General features: G+C 67.1%; 15 protein-coding genes and 1 tRNA gene. 9 read left to right on the top strand and 7 right to left on the bottom strand.

Annotated elements, in window-relative coordinates:
- Window positions 1-152: 152 nt before the first annotated feature.
- From L2D01_06605 to L2D01_06615, 3 genes are read left to right on the top strand one after another with little or no spacing between them, the layout of a single operon-like run.
- On the top strand, window positions 153-1,466 hold the full coding sequence (locus tag L2D01_06605) for a TetR/AcrR family transcriptional regulator (GenBank protein WBQ11446.1): 1,314 nt from the start codon (window positions 153-155) through the stop codon (window positions 1,464-1,466).
- Window positions 1,463-2,893 (top strand): hypothetical protein, encoded by a 1,431-nt coding sequence (locus L2D01_06610; GenBank protein ID WBQ11447.1) that lies wholly within the window; start codon window positions 1,463-1,465, stop codon window positions 2,891-2,893. The genes L2D01_06605 and L2D01_06610 overlap by 4 nt, the downstream gene beginning before the upstream one ends.
- Window positions 2,890-4,035: a succinylglutamate desuccinylase/aspartoacylase family protein gene (locus L2D01_06615; protein ID WBQ11448.1), complete on the top strand. Its 1,146-nt coding sequence runs from the start codon at window positions 2,890-2,892 to the stop codon at window positions 4,033-4,035. Before L2D01_06610 ends, L2D01_06615 begins: the two co-directional genes overlap by 4 nt.
- Before the next feature lie 72 nt (window positions 4,036-4,107).
- Here L2D01_06615 and L2D01_06620 read toward each other — a convergent pair whose 3' ends face one another.
- Window positions 4,108-5,430: a hypothetical protein gene (locus tag L2D01_06620; protein ID WBQ11449.1), complete on the bottom strand. Its 1,323-nt coding sequence runs from the start codon at window positions 5,428-5,430 to the stop codon at window positions 4,108-4,110.
- A gap of 177 nt (window positions 5,431-5,607) precedes the next feature.
- Between L2D01_06620 and L2D01_06625 the strand changes: the two genes are divergently transcribed.
- A tRNA-Asp gene (locus L2D01_06625) sits at window positions 5,608-5,684 on the top strand.
- A 122-nt stretch (window positions 5,685-5,806) separates the two neighbouring features.
- Window positions 5,807-6,415 carry a urate hydroxylase PuuD gene (locus tag L2D01_06630; GenBank protein WBQ11450.1) on the top strand — a complete coding sequence of 203 codons (609 nt, stop codon included), beginning with the start codon at window positions 5,807-5,809 and terminating at the stop codon, window positions 6,413-6,415.
- A 78-nt stretch (window positions 6,416-6,493) separates the two neighbouring features.
- Here the strand turns inward: L2D01_06630 and L2D01_06635 are convergent, their stop codons facing one another.
- Both L2D01_06635 and L2D01_06640 read right to left on the bottom strand, forming a co-directional pair.
- Complete coding sequence (locus L2D01_06635; protein WBQ11451.1) at window positions 6,494-7,837, bottom strand: beta-lactamase family protein; 1,344 nt, start codon at window positions 7,835-7,837, stop codon at window positions 6,494-6,496.
- Window positions 7,838-7,927: 90 nt separating this feature from the next.
- Entirely contained in the window at window positions 7,928-8,527 is a 600-nt protein-coding gene (locus tag L2D01_06640) for a superoxide dismutase (protein ID WBQ11452.1), read from the bottom strand.
- A gap of 106 nt (window positions 8,528-8,633) precedes the next feature.
- Between L2D01_06640 and L2D01_06645 the strand changes: the two genes are divergently transcribed.
- On the top strand, window positions 8,634-9,485 hold the full coding sequence (locus L2D01_06645; protein ID WBQ11453.1) for a squalene/phytoene synthase family protein: 852 nt from the start codon (window positions 8,634-8,636) through the stop codon (window positions 9,483-9,485).
- Between the two features lie 30 nt (window positions 9,486-9,515).
- On the opposite strand, the gene aqpZ is transcribed toward L2D01_06645, so the two are convergent.
- Window positions 9,516-10,220: an aquaporin Z gene (gene aqpZ / locus L2D01_06650; GenBank protein ID WBQ11454.1), complete on the bottom strand. Its 705-nt coding sequence runs from the start codon at window positions 10,218-10,220 to the stop codon at window positions 9,516-9,518.
- A gap of 227 nt (window positions 10,221-10,447) precedes the next feature.
- Between aqpZ and L2D01_06655 the strand changes: the two genes are divergently transcribed.
- A complete protein-coding gene (locus L2D01_06655) occupies window positions 10,448-11,419 on the top strand; it encodes a hypothetical protein (protein WBQ11455.1) in 972 nt (323 codons plus the stop codon).
- On the opposite strand, the gene uvrA is transcribed toward L2D01_06655, so the two are convergent.
- Window positions 11,367-14,261, bottom strand: coding sequence for an excinuclease ABC subunit UvrA (gene uvrA / locus L2D01_06660; GenBank protein WBQ11456.1), 2,895 nt, complete (start codon window positions 14,259-14,261; stop codon window positions 11,367-11,369). The two genes, L2D01_06655 and uvrA, sit on opposite strands and share 53 nt — an antisense overlap.
- Window positions 14,262-14,473: 212 nt before the next feature.
- Here uvrA and ssb point away from each other — a divergent pair, with 212 nt between their 5' ends.
- Together ssb and L2D01_06670 are read left to right on the top strand one after the other, a co-directional pair.
- Window positions 14,474-14,962, top strand: a complete 489-nt coding sequence (ssb, locus tag L2D01_06665; protein WBQ11457.1) for a single-stranded DNA-binding protein — start codon at window positions 14,474-14,476, stop codon at window positions 14,960-14,962.
- Window positions 14,963-15,016: 54 nt separating this feature from the next.
- Window positions 15,017-15,598 carry a YdeI/OmpD-associated family protein gene (locus L2D01_06670; protein WBQ11458.1) on the top strand — a complete coding sequence of 194 codons (582 nt, stop codon included), beginning with the start codon at window positions 15,017-15,019 and terminating at the stop codon, window positions 15,596-15,598.
- A 9-nt stretch (window positions 15,599-15,607) separates the two neighbouring features.
- Here L2D01_06670 and L2D01_06675 read toward each other — a convergent pair whose 3' ends face one another.
- Window positions 15,608-16,654: a galactose oxidase gene (locus tag L2D01_06675; protein WBQ11459.1), complete on the bottom strand. Its 1,047-nt coding sequence runs from the start codon at window positions 16,652-16,654 to the stop codon at window positions 15,608-15,610.
- 103 nt (window positions 16,655-16,757) lie between these two features.
- Complete coding sequence (locus L2D01_06680; GenBank protein ID WBQ11460.1) at window positions 16,758-18,497, bottom strand: patatin-like phospholipase family protein; 1,740 nt, start codon at window positions 18,495-18,497, stop codon at window positions 16,758-16,760.
- Between the last annotated feature and the right edge of the window lie 10 nt (window positions 18,498-18,507).

An 18,507-nucleotide genomic window follows, 5' to 3' on the forward strand; every position in this document is an offset into this window, starting at 1 on the left:
GTTTTGCGGAAGAGAGCAATGCGACTGAACAGTGTCAACGAAAAATATACACACGGTTCAAATTTAAAGCGGCAGGGGTTGCCTTTTTGTGTCATTCCGGCCACGTCGTAAGGGGCGCATCGGCGCCAGATCGCAAGGGAGCGTTGCCCGACATGTCGGTTCTCCGGCCGGAATTTCCCGACCATAGCTCGCCCTTCTCCCGCAAGCAGGAGCGGAGGCGGAAACTCGACGCGATCGTGTCCGCGGCTGCACAGCGCTTCAACGAGCAGGGCTTCGCCCACACCCGGTTGGAGGATGTGGCCGCGGATCTGGGCCTGACCAAGACCAGCATCTCCTATTATTTCGCCAGCAAGGAAGACCTCGCCGAGGCGGTGTTCCGCGCCGCCGCCGAGTTTCTGCATGACGCTGTCAACTCCGCGCGCGCCGCGCCGGGCGATCCGGCCGACCGCATACAGGCGCTGGTCTCAGCCTATGCCGCCCAGCTTGGAGAGGCCGCCCGCGGGCGGCGAGCGCATCTGGCCGCGTTGCGCGACCTCGAGGCTCTGCCCGACGGCGTGCGCGACCAGATCGCCGGGCGCATGTCCGAGGCGGTGGCGCTGATCAACGCGCTGGTCACCGACTGGATCGGCCATGCGCGCGCTCCTGTGCGTCGGCCTGAGCCTGTGACCGTACTGATTCTGGAGCTGCTGGACTGGCTGGCCGAACGTCAGGGCGGCGCGGGCAAGGGCGGTGATATCAGCGCGGCTGGCACGGCTCTGGCCGATTTGCTTGACCATGGGCTCACTGCCGCCGGCGCCGCCGCCGCCGGTGCGGCTGCGCCACTTGATCTGACCAGCGATGAGACCCTGGCGATCTTCGACCGCGACGCGCGCAACCGGATGAAGCGCGAGGCTTTTCTCAAGGCCGGCTCGCGCCTGTTCAATCAGAAGGGCTTTGGCGGCGCATCTCTGGCTGAGGTCGCGTCGGCGCTGGGTGTGTCGAGAGGGGCGTTCTATTATCATATCCAGGACAAGGAGCAGTTCCTGGACCAGTGCCTTGACCGCTCGCTGCACATCGTGGAGCGCGCCCTGAGCCTGGCCGAGGCCGCCGAATTGTCGGCGCTGGGCCGGGTGCGCAGCGTCCTGGTGGAGCTGGTCTACCGCCAGGCCGCCGGGGTGGAGCCGCTGATCCGGCCAGGCATGGCCGCTGTGCTGCCGCCGCCGCGGCGGCGGCGCTACCAGAGCCGCATGCGCAACATCGCCCTGCGCCTGGGCGATGCGTTGGCCGAGGGTGTGGAAACCGGGGAGATTCGCGCCCTCGACACAGGGCTGATCGAGGAGATTCTGGCCGGCGCCGTTTTCCTGAACGGCGGTTACACCCTGGCCGCTGCGACCCGGATTTCCGGCTGGAGCCTGGCCGAAGATCCGCGCTCTGCGAGCAATGATTACCTCCACCTGATCCTTTATGGCCTTAAGGGACCGGCATGATCACCGTCCTGCGCACCCTCACCGCAGCGGCCGCCGCTGCGCTGCTCCTGCCAGGGCTGAGCGCGCCTGCCGCCGCCCAGGACGCCCCGCGCCCGCTCTCCACACTTGAGATCGCGGCGATCTTCTCGGCTGACCAGCTGAATGCACGGGTGCTTCTCGTGGAGGCGGCGCTGGCCCGCGCCCAGGCCGAGGAGGGCGTGATCCCGCAGGTCGCGGCGGAGGCCATCGTCCGCGCCGCCGTGCCCGGGAACATCCCGCTGGCCGAGATCGAGGCGGAAAATGCTGTCGTGCGCCATCGCATGGTGGCCTTGCTTAATGTGCTGCGCCGGTCGATCGACGAGGAGAGCGCCTCCTACCTGCATTACGGGGCGACCACGGTGGACATTTACGACACCGCGCTGATGCTGCAGCTGCGCGACGCGGTGCTGGCGCTGATCGGCGACCTTCGCACCATTGAGCTTCAGCTAATCGCCGCGGCCGAAGAACACCGCGCGACGCCCATGATCGGGCGCACGCTGGGCCAGCACGCCCTGCCCATTACCTTCGGAAAGAAGATGAGCGTGTGGATCGGGGAGAACCGGCGCCACGTGGAGAGGCTCCACGACTTGCTGGCGCGTATCGAGCGCTCGGCGATCATGAAGGGCGCGGTGGGCAGTTATCTGGGGCTCGGGCCCCGGGCCATGGCGGTGGAGACCCGCCTGGCCGGCCATCTCGGTTTTGAGGCACCTTATGAGGATGACTGGCACAGCGCGCGCGACGTCATCGCCGAGTACGCAATGGTGTGTGGTCTGATTTCCCGGTCCTGGAGCCGGTTTGGCCAGGAGATCTTCCTTCTGCAGTCCACCGATATCGGCGAGCTGGTGGAGCGCCGCCCGGCCGAGGCGGTGGGCTCCAGCGCCATGCCGCACAAGTCCAACCCCTCCCTGTCCGAAGCGCTGATCCACCGTGGCCGGGTCATACCCCGCCAGGCCGAAATCGTGGCCGACGACGTGATCAATTTTTTCGAGCGCGACAACACCTCCCGCCCCATAACCCAGGTGGAAGAGCTGTCCATGGAAATCGAACTGCAATTGCGCGACGCCAGCCGTCTGATTGACCGGCTTGATGTTTTCCCCGCGCGCATGCGGGCCAATCTCGATCGCAGCCAGGGCTGGATCCTGTCCCAGCGTGTGGTGTTCGCCCTGTCCGATCACATGCCCCGCGAGCAGGCCGAGGCCTTGATGCGCGCCCTGGCCGACGGCGCGCGCGAAAGCGGGGCGAGCCTGTCCGAGGCCATGGCTGAGAGCGACGCGATCACCGCTGTGCTGTCTGCCGAAGCCCGCGCCGCCTTGCTGGACCCGGCGGGCTATATCGGCCTGGCCGCAGAGCAGACCGACGCCGTGATCGCCGCCGCCTTGAGCGCGCGTGCCAGCGACCGGCGCCCATGAAGCCATCCCTTGCGCTTTTCGCCCTCAGCCTGAGCCTGCTCGCCGGCCTGGCAATCGCGCCGGCCGGTGCTGATTGTGGAGCCGGCGCCGTACGGCTGGTCACCGGGTATGACAGCGCTGCGGACAGTGTGTGCCGCCGGGGCGACGCCGGCGCGGCGCATTTCAGCCTGGTGATCGCGCCGGAGGCCGAACCCATCAATCCCAGCCCCTGGTACGCCTTCACGCTGGACGGCGCCCCGGGGCGCTATCAGGTCGAACTGATCTATGCGGCCGCCGCCCATCGCTACGCCCCGTGGATCCGTAGCGGGGACGGGCACTGGATCCGGCTGGGTGAGGACCGGGTGGTTTTGGCGGATGAAGGACGCCGGGCCGTTCTGGATGTCACCCTGGGCGCGGCCCCGCTGCAAGTCGCCGCGCAGCCGCCCTACACTCTGGCTGACTATGCCTCTCTTGAGCGACGCTGGCCCGGCCCGTGGCGCACGATCGGTCACAGCGTCGAAGGCCGCGACCTGCGCGCGCTGATCCTCGAGCCGCTCGCAGACGTGGACGGATGGGTGCTCGTGCTCGGCCGCCAGCACCCCCCGGAAGTTCCCGGCGCCTGGGCGCTGGACGCGTTCGTCGATGAAGCCTTGCGCCTGCGGGAAGCCGGGCTGTTGCGGTCCGGGCTGATTGTCATCCCGGTTCTCAACCCGGACGGCGTGGAAGCGGGCTATTGGCGGCTCAACGAGAACCGGGTGGACCTCAATCGTGACTGGCGCGCGCGCACCCAGCCGGAAGTCCTGGCGGTGTTCGCTCTGCTGGACGCACTGTCCCTGGCCCAAAGCGATCTTGCGCTGATGGTGGATTTCCACGCCACCGTGGCCGAGCGGCTCTACCTGCCCCAGCCAGAAGAATTGCCGGCCGAGGCCAATGCCCGGCTCGACGCGTGGCTGGCCGCCATGGAGGCGGACGGCGTGTTCGAGACGCTCGAGCCCATGCGCACCAATCCGCGCCGGCGGGTCAGCGCAAAGGCCGTGTTCACCGATGACTGGCGCACGGTCGCGGTCACCTGGGAGGCCGGCGACGAAACTGCGCCGGACCTGGTGCGCGATCACGCGCGGCGGGCAGCGCATCATTGGGCTTTGAGCCGAAATGGGCCCTGAGGCTCGCCGTTGAAGCGCCCGGCATCACCGCAATGACGCAGCGGGCCGGGGAGGGCGAGTGAGCTCAGCCTGTCAAGGCTGGCGATTACCATCCTCTAACAGCGCGCGATGGGCGTCGGCGAAATCCAGCATCGCGCGCCAGTCGCTGGCGCGCACGCCATGCAGCCCGCCGCGCATGTGGGTGGCTAGGCGTGAGCCGGGCTCAAATGTGTCCAAATCCGTTTGCCAGGGCTCGTCCGCCTCATGGAGCCGCCAGGCGGGCCGTGCAGCCTGAGCCGCGCGGAAGGCGCCCGCCGGGTCCGACCAGGTGTCGCGCATGGCGCCGCCCAGCAGGACCGGGCGCGGCGCGATCAAAGCCAGCAGGTGATGGGCGTCCACCGGCAGCGCGTTCTCGTCGTGGGCATAGTCCGCGTAGCGCCGGGCGAACCAGTGTGGATAGCTCTGCGAGATGGACGCGGCCGGCTCGCCCACCCCATCGCCATGCAGCGAAGCGCCGCCGGTGCCCGATTGCAGCGACAGCACCATGGCGAATCGCGAATCGCGTGCGGCGGCCAGCAGCACCGCCTTGGCGCGCCGCGAATGGCCGTACAGGATAAGGCCATTGGGCAACAGGCGGTCATCAGCGCCGAGGTGGTCCGCGACGCGGCTCATGGTCCACGCCCAAAGGGACATCAGTCCGGGCCGGTCGTCCGTGTCGGGATCAAGCCCCAGGCGCGCCAGCGCCTCGGCGTGCAGTGATTCTGAGTCTGGCCCGGTCTCGCTTTCATGCCAGACCGCCAGCGCGTAGCCGCGCGCCAGAATGTCCGCGACCGGCGGGGTGAGCACATGCTCGCCGAAAATGAGGCCGGCCACCGGGCTCAAGAACCCGCCCGGCTCGCAATAGCTATGTCGGAAAGCGTCGGGTTCGCCCAAAGCCTCAGCCTCAAGCGCGGATGCGATGCCGCAATCGCTTGCGATCAGGATAACCGGAAAAGGCCCCGGCATGTTTGTCGGCAGGACCAGGGCCAGCGTCTGAGTGACCGCGCGCCCGTTCTCGAAGTCAAATTCCAGCGCGTGGCGTTCAATCCGTCCGGCGCCGCCATACGCGGCCGAATCGATCAGGGTCGAGGCGACGAGGCGCGCCTGGGCGGGCGGCGGGGCAGCGCCGTATACGTGCTCATCCAGCGCCGCGAGCAGGGCCGGGCGACGCGCTTGCCAGTCGTCGCGCGAGGTCACAGCGTCGTGCCCGAAACCCGGCGCCAGCAAAGGCGGGGATGCGGCAGGCCCGCGCGCCGTCATGTCTACGGTCATCACCAGGTGGCGCACGGGCGTGCAGGCGCTGAGATAGGCGGCGAAACCGGCCGCCAGCGACACGATGGCGAGGGTCAGGATGAGGGGGCGCAGGCGTGGCGTCATCGGCTTACATTAGCGCCGCGGCGCGTGCGCAGCCATCAGCGGCGCGCATCTGGCGAGGGCGCCCCGGCGGGCGCCCCCGCCGCCTGTGCAGATGGCGGCTAAACCGGCTTGACCGGCGCCCGGCGCCCTATTAGGACAACGCCTCCCGGCCAGACACACCGCCGGGTACGCAGCAATGCGGGTGTAGCTCAGTTGGTTAGAGCGCCGGCCTGTCACGCCGGAGGTCGCGGGTTCGAGCCCCGTCACTCGCGCCATTTTCCTCATAATGGACCATCGTGGCCGACCAGCCGGACCGCCGCTCCGTCCCCGCTGGCGCACACACCGCTCATCGCCTTATGCTTGCACTCGTGATTCGCAGCAGACAAAGGGGCTCGACATGGCGAATGTGCTGACCAATCTGCGCACGACGGTGCTGATTTCGGTGCTGTTGGCGCTGGCCTTCTTCTTCATCTACGTGATCGTCGGACAAGGCGTGGGACTGGGCGAGCCGCAAGTGCTCGAGGCGCTGCTGCGCTGGACCCACGTGGTCGCTGGGGTGATGTGGATCGGCCTGCTCTGGTATTTCAACTTTGTCCAGATCCCGACCATGCCGTCCATCCCGGATGCGCTCAAGCCCGCCATCGGCAAGCATATCGCCCCCGCCGCCCTGTTCTGGTTCCGCTGGGGCGCGGCCTTCACCGTGCTGACCGGCGTGCTGTTGGCGCTGGTGAAAGGTTATCTGGTCGAGACGCTGACCCTGGGCGCGCTGGCGGGCTTTGCGCCGGGCTTTGTGTTCATGGGCATCGGCATGTGGCTCGCTCTGATCATGGCGTTCAATGTCTGGTTCGTGATCTGGCCGAACCAGAAAATCGCGCTGGGACTGGTGGAGGCCGAAGCCGAGGCCAAGCCGAAGGCGGCGCGCACGGCGATGCTGTTCTCGCGCACCAATACACTGCTGTCCCTGCCCATGCTGGTGGCGATGGCGGGCTTCCAGACGCTGGGCTGATACTCGGGCGTTCCCTGGATGAAGAACGGCCCCCGGAGGCGATCCGGGGGCCGGTTTCGTTTGCCGATATCGCACGCCTCAGCTCTCGACCGGGATCAGACCGGCCAGCTGGCTTTGCAACACCTCGCCGGCGCTGGTGGTGTCGCGTGTGCCGGGGCCGGGCTCTTCCTGGGCCATGATCACGGCGACCACGCCTGTGGCCGGGCTCACTACAAAGGCCGTGTCGAAATAGCCGCCCCAGCCGAAATCGCCGATGCGCCGCCCGCCATCTTCGTTCACCGACACGCCCACTGAATAGCCGAACGCCAGCCCGATGCGGCGCTGGCCTTCGCCCATACGGTCCAGGCCCACATGGGGCGTGACCATGGCGGCGACGCTGTCCGCGCTCATCACCCGCACGCCGTCGAGCTCGCCGCCATTGGCCAGCATCTGGGCGAAGCGAAGATAATCATTGGCAGTCGAAAACAGGCCCGCGCCGCCGGCTTCAACCGGCGCCGATACGGCGACATCGCGCTCGCCCGCCACCCGGACCAGCGTCCCGTCTTCGTCGTGGGTGTAGAGCGCCGCCAGGCGTTCTCGCTGGACCTCGCCCGGGAAGAAGCTGCTGTCGCTCATGCCCAAGGGCTGAAACAGGCGCGCCTGCATGAAGTCTTCCACGCTCTGACCGGACGCTGCGGCGATGACCTGGCCCAGAATGTCGTTGGAATAGGAGTAGAACCAGCGCTCGCCCGGTTGAAAGTAAAGCGGCAGGCCGGCCAGCGTGTTGATGCGTTCTTCCAGCGATTGCTCACCGGCGCGGTAGATGTCGCGGTCGATATAGAGCGCGCCCAGATGGGTCTGGTAGTCGAAGATATACCCCACGCCCGAGGTGTGGGTGAGCAAATCCTCGATGGTGATCGGGCGCGCCAGCGGCTCGGTGGGAATCTCGAAATTCTCGTCATGCATCAGCTGGGTGGCGACGCGGGCATTGGCGAAGGCGGGGATGTAATCCGACACCGGATCGGTCACCGACAAGACCCCGTCCTCGGCCAGGATCAGGATCGCGGCCGCCGTCACCGGCTTGCTCATGGAGGCGATGCGCACGACCGTGTCGGCGCGCATGGGCGCGCCGGCCCCGACATCGGCATAGCCCGCCTCACTGACATGCTGGATCACGCCGTCGCGGGCGATGACAGCGACATAGCCTGACCGGTCCTGGCTTGCCGCCAGCGCGGCCAGCGTCTCGTCGAGCCGCGCAACTGCCGATGCATCAAGCCCGCGCGCGGACGGAACGGTATCTGCCGATTGCTCCGCTGGCGCGGCGGCGGGCGCGGGTTCAGCTGAGCGTTGACTGCGATCACCACATGCGCCCAGCGCCAACAGGGCCGCCAGCGCGCCAGCGCCTATCCATATGCGCCAGGGCGCGTGATCAGTCCGGCTCATGAAATCCCCTCTCCAGCCAAAACAAAACGACCGCAGCGAGCCTCGCCGCGGCCGGTCTGTTCGTCAATCGCGGATTGATGACGCTGGTGCTCAGGCGTTCGCGAAATTCTCCGCCGCGAAGTCCCAATTCACCAGATGCCCGAGGAAAGCGCCCATATAATCGGGACGCCGGTTCTGGAAATCGAGATAATAGGCGTGCTCCCACACATCCATGGTCAGAAGCGGCGTCACGCCAGCCTCGGTGATTGGGGTTTCGGCGTTGGGGGTCTTGCGCACTTCCAGCTTGCCGTCCTTGACCACCAGCCAGGCCCAGCCAGAGCCGAACTGGCCCGCGCCGGCCGTCTTAAAGGCGTCGGCGAATTTTTCAAACGAGCCGAAATCCCGGTCGATGGCTTCAGCCAGCTTGCCGGACGGCTTTCCGCCGCCCTTGGGCGACATGGAGTTCCAGTAAAATGTGTGGTTCCAGATTTGGGCGGCGTTGTTGAACAGGGCGGTGTTCTTGTCCTTCCAGGCGGCGCGGATCGCGGTTTCAAGGTCCGCGCTCTCCAGATCGGTCCCCTTCACCAGATCATTGGCTTTGTCCACATAGGCCTTGTGGTGCTTGCCGTGGTGGAAATCCAGCGTCTCACCGCTGATATGAGGGGCCAGCGCGTCGCGGGCATAGGGCAGGTCGGGGAGGGTGAAGGCCATGGTTGGTAATCCTTTTGGGTCGCTACGGTCGAATCGGCGCCTTTAGCGGCGCCCCCCGTGCGCCATATGGCGCCTGTCACGCTAAGGTCCACATGAGGAACGCGCATTGACTGAAAGAAGTTTCGAGGCGGCGCTGCAGCGCGATGATCCTGACCGCTGGATGGCGGCGCTGTTCGCGCCCGCTGACGCGCGCGCGCGCCTGATCACGCTGTACGCCTTCTATCATGAGATCGCGCGGGTGCCCGACGCGGTCAGCGAGCCGGTGATCGGCGAGATGCGGCTGAGCTGGGCGCGTGACGCCGTGCGCGATCTCTACGCCTCCCCGCCCAAAGTGCGCCGCCATGACGTGTACGAGGCGCTGGCCGGGCTCACGAGCGCGCCCGGCGCGCCGGATGCGGACATGCTCGACCAGCTGATCGAGGCGCGCGCCGCCGATCTGGGCCAGGGGCCGTTCCCGACCCGGCAGGACCGGCGCGACTATGTCGACCGCACCGCCGGTGCGCTGATGACCGCCGCCGCGCGCCTGGCCGCGCCGGAGTCTGTCTTGAATGAAGCGGCGCAGGCGGCGCTGACCGAGGCGGGGCGGCTGTGGGGGCTCACCGGCCTGATCCGCGCCTTCGCGCCCTTGTGCGCCGCAGGACGTCCGCCACTCGCCGCCGACGAAGCCGCTGGCGCGGGCCTGACCGAATCCGACTGGCTGGCCGGGCGCAAGCCGGACGCGGCGCGTGCAGCGCTGGCGGGCCTGATCACTGAAGCCGAGACGTCGGCGCAGGCGCTGTCAGGCCTGTCCAAAGCCCTTCCTGCAGCCGTGTTCCCGGCCGTGGGCTATGCCAGCCTGGCGCGCGTCTACCTGCGCCGCGCGCGCAGCGTCGCTGACCCGTTCCGCGAACAGGTGGACCCGCTGCTTATCGCCCGCCAGCTGCGCCTGATTTGGGCCTCGCTGACGGGGCGGATCTAATCCTCATCAGGCCAGGGCTGTAGCAGCTGGTCAATCGGCCTTGAAGACCGCCCGGTAGGCGAAGCCCGCGATCAGCGCGCCGGCGATGGGCGCGGCCCAGAACAGCCAGAGCTGCCCCACCGCCCCGCCATCGCCCAGCGCCAGCCATTCCAGCAGCGCCGGACCGGTGCTGCGCGCCGGGTTCACCGAGGTGTTGGTGACCGGAATGCTGATCAGGTGAATGAGGGTGAGGCACAGCCCGATGGCGACGGGGGCGAACCCGGCCGGGGCGCGGCTGTCCGTGGCGCCGATGATCACCATCAGGAAGCCCAGGGTCAGGATCAGCTCGATCGAGAAACCGGAGATCAGGGAGAAGCCGCCCGGGGAGCGCTCGCCAAACCCGTTGGAGGCCAGCCCCGTCACCTCGCCTGGCGCGCCTTGCGCGATGAGCAGGAGGGCGGCGGCCGCCACAAGCGCGCCCAGCACTTGGGCGATGACATAGGCCGGCACGTCGCGCGCCTCAAACCGCCCGCCGGCCCACAGGCCCAGCGTCACGGCCGGGTTGAGATGGCAGCCGGAGATATGCCCGATGGCATAGGCCATGGTCAGCACCGTCAGGCCGAACGCGAGCGACACGCCCAGCAGCCCGATCCCGATTTCGCCAAAGGCGGCGGCGTAGATCGCGCTGCCGCACCCGCCGAACACCAGCCAGAACGTCCCCAAAAACTCGGCAAGCCCACGTTTTGCAATCGGCATCGCGTATCCCCCTCTGCCCTTGTTCCGGCGGGACTATGGCACTGGTTAACGCGCGCGCCTAGATGGAAAAACGATCTGGATTTGGGGGTGTATTGTATAGGCGAGGGTGGGGCGCATCCTTCAGCGTGCGCACCAAATCCGATGGGAAGGCCTGGCGCCACTTTGCGCTTTACGCGCTGGAGCGTTCCCCTGAAGCTTGCATCTTCATCTTTGCAAGGGGAGGGGGCATGGTTGATCTTTACGCGCCGGAGCGTTTCAGCGTGCGCGCCGCGCTGTCGCGGCCATTTCGCATTGCGCGCAGCCGGACCGGGGCGTTCACGGCGCTTGTCGTGTTCGAGCTGGCGCTGATTGCGGGGGTCAGTCTGGTGTTTGGCCCGGTATTCGCCGGGCTTGAAGACCCAGCCGCCGCAGAGCAAGGCTCGCCCGAGGCGATCCGGGCGGAGATTCAGGCCGCTGCCACCTTCTTCGCCATTGTCCCGGTTTTGATCGCGTGGGGAGTCGCCAGTGAGGCTGCCTGGTACAGGCTGATGACTGATCGCAAGCCCCATTTCCTGCCGCCGTATCGGCTTTGGGCTGACGAGGGTCGGGTGTTTGTGGTGTACGCGGTGCTGTTCGCGCTGATGTATGTGGTGCTGTTCGTGATCATGTTCGCCGCCATGATCCCGCTCGCCTTCATCCTGCCTGCAACTACGGGCGGCGGTATTGCGGCGGGCGATACGCCGGACTGGGCCAACGTGACCACACTCCTGATATTGGTAATTTATCTTGGCCTCATGATCCTGGCCGTGCGCTTCGCGGTGGGCGTGCCGGTCTCTGTCGTTGACCGCAAGATCCGCATTTTCTCCGGGTGGCGAGCGACGCGGGGCATGGTCTGGCGCCTGCTCGCCACGCACATTGTGCTCCTTATGAGCTTTGTGCTCATTGTCGCCGGCGTTGCGCATCTCGCCGCTCCGCCCGTCCATGCCTGGCTCGACACCCTACCCGTTGATCGCGACACCACCCTATTCAGGGCCGGCCTCGCGGCCTATTTCGCGATCATGCTGGTGTTCTACGTGCTTCAACGCAGCGTCAGCGCAGAGGCCGCCATGGTCCACCTGACCCGGGAGCGCAAGGCGGCAAGGGACGCCCAGTCAGGTGCGCCGACGCCTAACCCGCCAGCTTCTTCTGCCGCGCCCGGTCGCGTTCCAGCACGGGTTTGAGGTAGCGGCCGGTCCAGCTGGCCTCCACTGCGGCGACGTCCTCGGGCGTCCCCGCGGCCACCAGCTCGCCGCCGCCATCGCCGCCTTCGGGGCCGAGATCGATGACCCAGTCGGCGGTTTTGATGACATCGAGATTGTGCTCGATCACCACCACCGTATTGCCCTGATCCACCAGCTCGTGAAGCACTTCCAGGAGTTTGCGCACGTCTTCGAAATGCAGACCCGTGGTGGGCTCGTCGAGAATGTAGAGCGTCTTGCCGGTGGACCGCTTGGCGAGCTCCTTGGACAGCTTCACCCGCTGGGCCTCGCCGCCTGAGAGCGTGGTGGCGGGCTGGCCAACCTTCACATAGCTCAGGCCCACGCGCGTGAGCGTTTCCATCTTGTCGCGCACGGCGGGCACGGCCTTGAAGAACTCGGCGGCCTCTTCTACGGTCATGTCCAGCACGTCGGCGATGGACTTGCCCTTGAAGGTGACCTCCAGCGTTTCGCGGTTGAAGCGTTTGCCGTGGCAGACATCGCACTCGACATAGACGTCGGGCAGGAAGTGCATCTCGATCTTCACCACCCCGTCGCCCTGGCACGCCTCGCAGCGCCCGCCCTTCACGTTGAAGGAGAAGCGGCCCGGCTTGTAGCCGCGCGTCTGGGATTCGGGCAGGCCGGCGAACCAGTCGCGGATGGGCGTAAAGGCGCCGGTATAGGTGGCCGGGTTGGAGCGCGGCGTGCGGCCGATGGGCGACTGGTCGATATCGATGATCTTGTCCAGCTGCTCCAGCCCGTCCACGCCGTCATGGTCGGCGGGCACGTCCGACGCGCCGTTCAGGCGCCGGGCGGCGGCCTTGTAGAGCGTCTCGATGGTCAGGGTGGACTTGCCGCCCCCCGACACGCCGGTGACGCAGGTGAACACGCCCAGCGGAAAGCTGGCGTCCACGCCCTTGAGATTATTGCCGCGCGCGCCGCGCACGGTGATCTGGCGCTTGGCGCTGGTCTTGCGCCGCTTTTCGGGCACCGGCACCATCCGCGCGCCGGACATGTACTGGCCGGTCACGCTGGCCGGATTGGCGGCGATGTCGGCCGGTTTGCCCTGGGCAATGATCTGGCCGCCATGCACGCCCGCTGCCGGACCCAGGTCGACAACATAGTCAGCCGTCTCGATGGCTTCCTCGTCGTGCTCCACCACGATGACGGTATTGCCCAGATCGCGCAGGCCACGCAGGCTTTCCAGAAGGCGCGTATTGTCGCGCTGGTGCAGGCCGATGGACGGCTCGTCGAGCACGTAGAGCACGCCGGTCAGGCCCGACCCGATCTGGGAGGCCAGGCGAATGCGCTGGCTTTCCCCGCCCGACAGCGTGCCCGACGCCCGGCTGAGAGAGAGATAATCCAGCCCCACATCCACCAGGAAGCGCAGCCGGTCGCGGATTTCCTTCAGGATTCGCCGGGCGATCTCCTGATCCTTGGGCGACAGCGTCTCCTCAACACGTGTGAACCAGTCCAGCGCCTCGCGGATGGAGCGGTCGCCGGCTTGGGATATGTCGGTGCGGTCGATCTTCACCGCCAGCGCTTCGGGTTTCAGGCGCTTGCCGCCACAGGTTTCGCACGGCTGGGCGGACTGGAAGCGGCCCAGGTCCTCGCGCACCCAGGTGGAGTCGGTCTCGCGCCAGCGCCGCTCCAGATTGGGGATGACGCCTTCAAACGTCTTGGTGGTGGAGAACTGGCGCAGCCCGTCTTCGTAAGTGAATTTGATCTTTTCCGACGTGCCCTGCAGCACCGTCTTGCGGAATGTGTCCGGCAGGTCGCGCCAGGGCGCGAACATGGACGCGCCATAGTGGTCGGCGATCGATTGCAGGGTCTGCTGATAGAGCTTGGACGTGGCGCGGCTCCACGGCGCAACGGCCCCGTCATAGAGCGACTTGTCGCGGTCGGGCACCACCATGTGTTCGTCAAACTTCAGGCTCTGGCCCAGCCCGTCGCAGGCCGGGCAGGCGCCGAACGGATTGTTGAACGAGAACAGGCGCGGCTCGATCTCGGCGATCGTGAAGCCGGAGACTGGGCAGGCGAATTTCTGCGAGAAGATCATCCGCTCGCCGGTCTCGTTAGCCTTACCCTCTGACGAGGATGCCGCCGCAAACTCCGCCACCGCAATCCCGTCGGCCAGCCGCAGGGCGGTTTCCAGCGAGTCCGCCAGGCGCTGTTCCAGGCCCGGCTTGATGACGATGCGGTCCACCACCACGTCAATGTCGTGCTTGAATTTCTTGTCGAGCTCGGGAACTTCTTCCAGCGTGTAGAAGGCGCCGTCCACCTTCACCCGCTGAAAGCCCTGCTTCATCAGCTCGGCGAATTCCTTGCGGTATTCGCCCTTGCGCCCGCGCACGATGGGGGCCAGCAGGTAGAGCTTCGCGCCGTCCTCCAGCGCCATCAGCCGGTCCACCATCTGGGACACGATCATCGCCGAGATCGGCTCGCCGGTGGCGGGCGAGTAGGGCACGCCCACCCGCGCCCAGAGCAGGCGCATATAGTCATAAATCTCTGTCACCGTGCCCACGGTGGAGCGCGGGTTTTTCGACGTGGTCTTCTGCTCGATGGAGATGGCCGGCGACAGGCCCTCGATGGAGTCCACGTCCGGCTTGCTCATCAGCTCCAGGAACTGGCGCGCATAAGCAGACAGGCTCTCCACATAGCGCCGCTGGCCCTCGGCGTAGATTGTGTCGAACGCCAGCGAGGACTTGCCCGAGCCGGACAGCCCGGTGAACACAATCAGCTGGTCGCGCGGCAAATCCACCGACACGTTTTTCAGATTGTGCTCGCGCGCGCCGCGCACGGAGATGGTCTTGAGCGGCTCTCTCATAAAATTCTCCAGCAAACACGCCCTAACTAGACCGGCGGGCCCGGCTTCGCCACAACACCGCTGCGCCCCGTGAAGTTCAGTGCGGCGCAGGTCTGCAAGGTGGACTTACGCGCCCGCCTCGTGTTCGCTGAGCCGCGACTCGCGCGCTGGAATTGACGCGCGGAACATTGTGTGAACAAAATGCCGGCAAACGGCAATAGGGAGTGGATGTGATGGCGGGCAGTGTGAACAAGGTCATTCTGGTGGGCAATCTGGGCGCGGACCCGGAAATCAAGGCCATGCCGTCCGGCGACAAGATGGCCAAATTCCCGGTCGCCACCTCGGAAAACTGGCGCGATCGCCAGTCGGGCGAGAAGCGCGAAAAGACCGAGTGGCACAATGTAGTGATCTTCAACGACAACCTCACGAAGGTGGCCGAGAATTATCTGCGCAAGGGCATGAAGGTCTATATCGAAGGCGCGCTCCAGACCCGCAAATGGCAGGACCAGAACGGCCAGGACCGCTACATGACCGAAGTGGTGCTGCAGAAATTCCGCGGCGAGCTCCAGATGCTCGACTCCAAGGGCGATGGCGGCGGCCGCAGCGGCGGCTATGACCAGATGGACGACCGCTCCGGCGGCGGCAGCGGCGGCCAGCGCCAGATGGACAAGCCCCGCGAGGACTTCTCGTCGGACACGCTGGATGACGATATTCCGTTTTAGGGGGTTGGCCGGCATCTTGGCGGGCGCGCCCGCAACTGAAACACGGCATTGGCGATGAATGCTGATCATCCGTGGGTGGAGGTGACAAGCCGGGCCGGGCTGCGTGCGTGGCTGCAGGCCAATCACGCCATATCAGGTTCCATCTGGTTGATTACATGGAAGAAGGCCGTGCCGGATAGGCACGTATCCTATGATGCGGTGGTCGAAGAGGCCTTGTGCTTCGGCTGGATCGACAGCCTGCCGCGCAAACTGGATGAGGATCGGACGATGCTGCGCCTGTCGCCGCGCAAATCAGGTTCCGCCTGGTCGGCCCTGAACAAGGCGAGAGTCGACGCGATGAATCACGCCGGCCTGATGGCTGAGGCGGGGCTTGCCGCTGTAGCTGCAGCCAAGGCCGATGGGAGCTGGAGCTTTCTCGACGATGTGGAGGCCGGGATTGTTCCGGCTGACCTCGCGGCAGCATTGAACAGGCGTCCGCCAGCGCAAACCGAGTTCGCCGCCTTTCCAAAATCTGCACGGCGCGGAATCCTTGAATGGATCAAACAGGCAAAAACCCCGCAGACCCGGGCGCGCCGCATCGAAGAAACCGCGCGGCTCGCTCAGACCGGTGAACGGGCCAACCAATTCCGCAGGTGATTGCCCCCCCTACGGCCTGAACACCTCCACCACGGCGCTGGTATCCACTGCGCCGCGCTGGGCGGCGCCGCCAATCGTGTAGATGGCGCCGTCAATGGCGTGGGCGCCCAGGCCGTGGCGCGGGGTGGGCATGGTGCCGGCGGCTTCCCAGGCGTCTGCGCCAGCGCGCCAGGCCCAGACCTCGTCATACACTCCGCCGCCATCTTCAAACCACTCGCCGCCAAACACGTAGAGCGTCTCGCCCACGCTGGCGGCGGCCAGCCCGCCCGAGCCGTGCGGGCCGCGCGCAGGCCGGGGCAGGGGTGCGGCGATGCTCCAGCTATTGCTGGCCGGATCATAGACCTCGTGCACCGGCGTGTTGCCGCCCGAGACCGTGCGCCCGGCCACCACATGGATGCGCCCGTTCAGCACGGCGGCGGAAGCGGAGTTTCGGGCGCTGGGAGCCGGTGCACGCGTGGTCCAGTCGCCGCTGGCGGGGTCCAGCATGAGGTGGGCGGTGACGTCCGCCTGGTGGTTCCATTCGGCGTTTTCTGCGCCCGCGGGCCGGCGCCCGGTCAGCACATGGATGCGGCCGTCCAGCGCCACGGCCACGTTCTCCGACCAGGGTCCGGGCAGGGCCGGGCCTTCTTGCCACGCGCTGTCCTCGCCGGGGCGCAGGGTCCAGACGCGCGGCGTGTTCGACCACGCTCCGCCGTTTTCCGCCGTGTAGCCGCCGATGGCGTAGAGCGTCCCGTCCAGGCCGACGCATTGCGGATGATGGGTGGGGATGGGCAGGCGGGGCAGCTCGCGCCAGCTCTCATCCACGCCGGGGGTCAGGGCCAGCACCCGGTCTGAAATGTCCAGCGGACGGTCGGAAATCCCGGTGGCGAAGCCGCCCACCACATACAGCGTGCCGTCCAGCAGGGCGGGATAGATTTCCTGCACCGGGAAGGGCAGGTCCGGCGCCCGGCCCCAGCGCGCATCGTCCTCACGCCGGGCGGCAAAGCCCGCGCCCGTGGCCAGCGCGCCCGCACCGGCGGCCAGTCCCAGCGTCGCCAGTCTGCGTGTGAGTGTCATGGCACAAGCCTTCTGTTTCATGCTTTCAGGAAGGCTAGCACTGCGCCTGGGGCGCATCCAGCCGGAGCGGCCTCGCCTGTCCGGGGCAGGGCTTGGTCTGGCGTCAGGCCACTCCCGCCTGAAACCGCGCCAGATCCTCAGGCTCCATCGCCTTGATCATGCGCGTGGCGGCCTCGTAGCCGGCCTCGACCGCATCGTCGAAGCGGCGCCATTCGCGCAAATCCATATCCAGCTCGGGCAGGATCAGCAGGTCCGCTGCGTCGCGCGTCGCCGCGTGCTGGTCCAGCGTGCCGGCTGTGGCCGCGCGCAGCAGCAGCGAAGCAATGGGCGGCGGATCGCTCAGTCCATGGCGCATCGCCCAGCCGAAAAAACCCGGCGGGTCCACGAAATCATCGGCGCAGATCGAGTTGGTGCGCGTCACGTCCGAGCCGATATTGAGCCCGCGATGAAAGCTTTTGAGCTCATTGACCGGGAAATTGTTGAACACCGCCCCGTCCACCAGCACCGACTGGCCATCCACCACGGGCGGCAACAGGCCGGGAATGGCCAGCGAGGCGCGCAGGGCGTCGCGCAGGCGCCCCGACCGGTGCACGCGCACGGCGCCAAGAGTGAGGTCTGACGAGACGCAGAAGAAGGGCCGGGGCATGTCGGCGATGTCACGGTCGCCGAAATGCTCTTCCAGGCGCTTGTCCACCCGGCGTCCCTTGATCAGGCTGACCACGGGCAGGGTCCAGTCGCTGAGCGGGTTGGAGGTGACGAAGGCGGCGCGCATGCGGTCCTCCAGCTCGCCATCCTCCCAGCCCAGGGCGACACCGGCCGCCACGATGGCGCCCATGGAGGCGCCGCAATAGAAATCAAAGCTGATCTTGGCGTCGCGCAAGGCCCGCACCGCGCCCACATGGGCGTAGGCGCGCGAGCCGCCGCCTGACAGCACCAGTCCCACCGAGCGCCCGGTGAGGGTGCGCGCGAGCGTGCACACATCCTCGCGCCGGCCCTGGCGCCAGTGGAAGCAGCGCGCGGCCTCGGCGGCCTCCACCCATTCCTGCGGCCGGGCCGCGGCGCGGTCGCCGCCATGATGGACCATCACCACGTCGATGAGCTTCAGGCGCGCCGCCGGGGAGGGGGATTCGGGCAGAAGCGGCGTGGACGGGCGCGCGTCGGCGCGGGCCAGAAGCCAGATCCGGTCGGCACGCGCCATGGCGCGCTGGGTCCAGTCAAATTCGGCCATGCGCGCGCACAGCAGCACGATATCATGGCGCGCCTCGATCACGTCAAAGCGCTGGGCCGACAGGCCGGCGGCGTCCTCGCCCAGAACCGCGGTGGTCAGCCCCATGGCGCCCAGCGCCTTTTCCAGCTCGCGCGCGCGGTAGTCCAGATCGATGGTGGGCGAGGTGGCGATCAGGGCGAAAATTTTGGGGTCGGAGCGCTGGCGCAGCGATCCGCCGCGCAGGCGGAACATCATCATCCGCGCCAGCTCGCGCATCAGGGACGGGTGCTTGCGCGTCAGGGTCTCGAAGGCGGGCTTGGGTAGGCGCACCAGCTCGCTGTCGCGCAGGGCGTAGACGCTCGCCGAATGGCGGCGCTCCTCCACTAGCGCCATCTCGCCAATGGGCTCGCCCTGGCGGATATGGCCGATCAGCTCGGCGCGCCCGTCGGCGGCGGTGCGAAAGGCGGCCAGCGCGCCCGAGCGCACCAGATAGAAGGCGTCCGCCTCGTCGCCCTCATTAAACAGGGTGGCCCCGGCGGGCAGGCAGAACCATTCCACCTCGGCTTCGATGGCTTTCAGCGCGGCGCCCTCGATCCGGTCGAGAAAGGGCAGGCGGGAGAAGTTGAACTTGGCCAAGGCGCACGAT

This window comes from Hyphomonadaceae bacterium ML37, assembly GCA_027627685.1.
GTDB lineage: Bacteria > Pseudomonadota > Alphaproteobacteria > Caulobacterales > Maricaulaceae > Oceanicaulis.

Excerpts from the sequence above, each read along its gene's own strand:
- L2D01_06605 (WBQ11446.1), top strand. The coding sequence starts at position 153 with ATGTCGGTTCTCCGGCCGGAATTTCCCGACCATAGCTCGCCCTTCTCC.
- L2D01_06610 (WBQ11447.1), top strand. The coding sequence starts at position 1,463 with ATGATCACCGTCCTGCGCACCCTCACCGCAGCGGCCGCCGCTGCGCTG.
- L2D01_06615 (WBQ11448.1), top strand. The coding sequence starts at position 2,890 with ATGAAGCCATCCCTTGCGCTTTTCGCCCTCAGCCTGAGCCTGCTCGCC.
- L2D01_06620 (WBQ11449.1), bottom strand. The coding sequence starts at position 5,430 with ATGACGCCACGCCTGCGCCCCCTCATCCTGACCCTCGCCATCGTGTCG.
- L2D01_06630 (WBQ11450.1), top strand. The coding sequence starts at position 5,807 with ATGGCGAATGTGCTGACCAATCTGCGCACGACGGTGCTGATTTCGGTG.
- L2D01_06635 (WBQ11451.1), bottom strand. The coding sequence starts at position 7,837 with ATGAGCCGGACTGATCACGCGCCCTGGCGCATATGGATAGGCGCTGGC.
- L2D01_06640 (WBQ11452.1), bottom strand. The coding sequence starts at position 8,527 with ATGGCCTTCACCCTCCCCGACCTGCCCTATGCCCGCGACGCGCTGGCC.
- aqpZ (WBQ11454.1), bottom strand. The coding sequence starts at position 10,220 with ATGCCGATTGCAAAACGTGGGCTTGCCGAGTTTTTGGGGACGTTCTGG.
- L2D01_06655 (WBQ11455.1), top strand. The coding sequence starts at position 10,448 with ATGGTTGATCTTTACGCGCCGGAGCGTTTCAGCGTGCGCGCCGCGCTG.
- uvrA (WBQ11456.1), bottom strand. The coding sequence starts at position 14,261 with ATGAGAGAGCCGCTCAAGACCATCTCCGTGCGCGGCGCGCGCGAGCAC.
- ssb (WBQ11457.1), top strand. The coding sequence starts at position 14,474 with ATGGCGGGCAGTGTGAACAAGGTCATTCTGGTGGGCAATCTGGGCGCG.
- L2D01_06670 (WBQ11458.1), top strand. The coding sequence starts at position 15,017 with ATGAATGCTGATCATCCGTGGGTGGAGGTGACAAGCCGGGCCGGGCTG.
- L2D01_06675 (WBQ11459.1), bottom strand. The coding sequence starts at position 16,654 with ATGACACTCACACGCAGACTGGCGACGCTGGGACTGGCCGCCGGTGCG.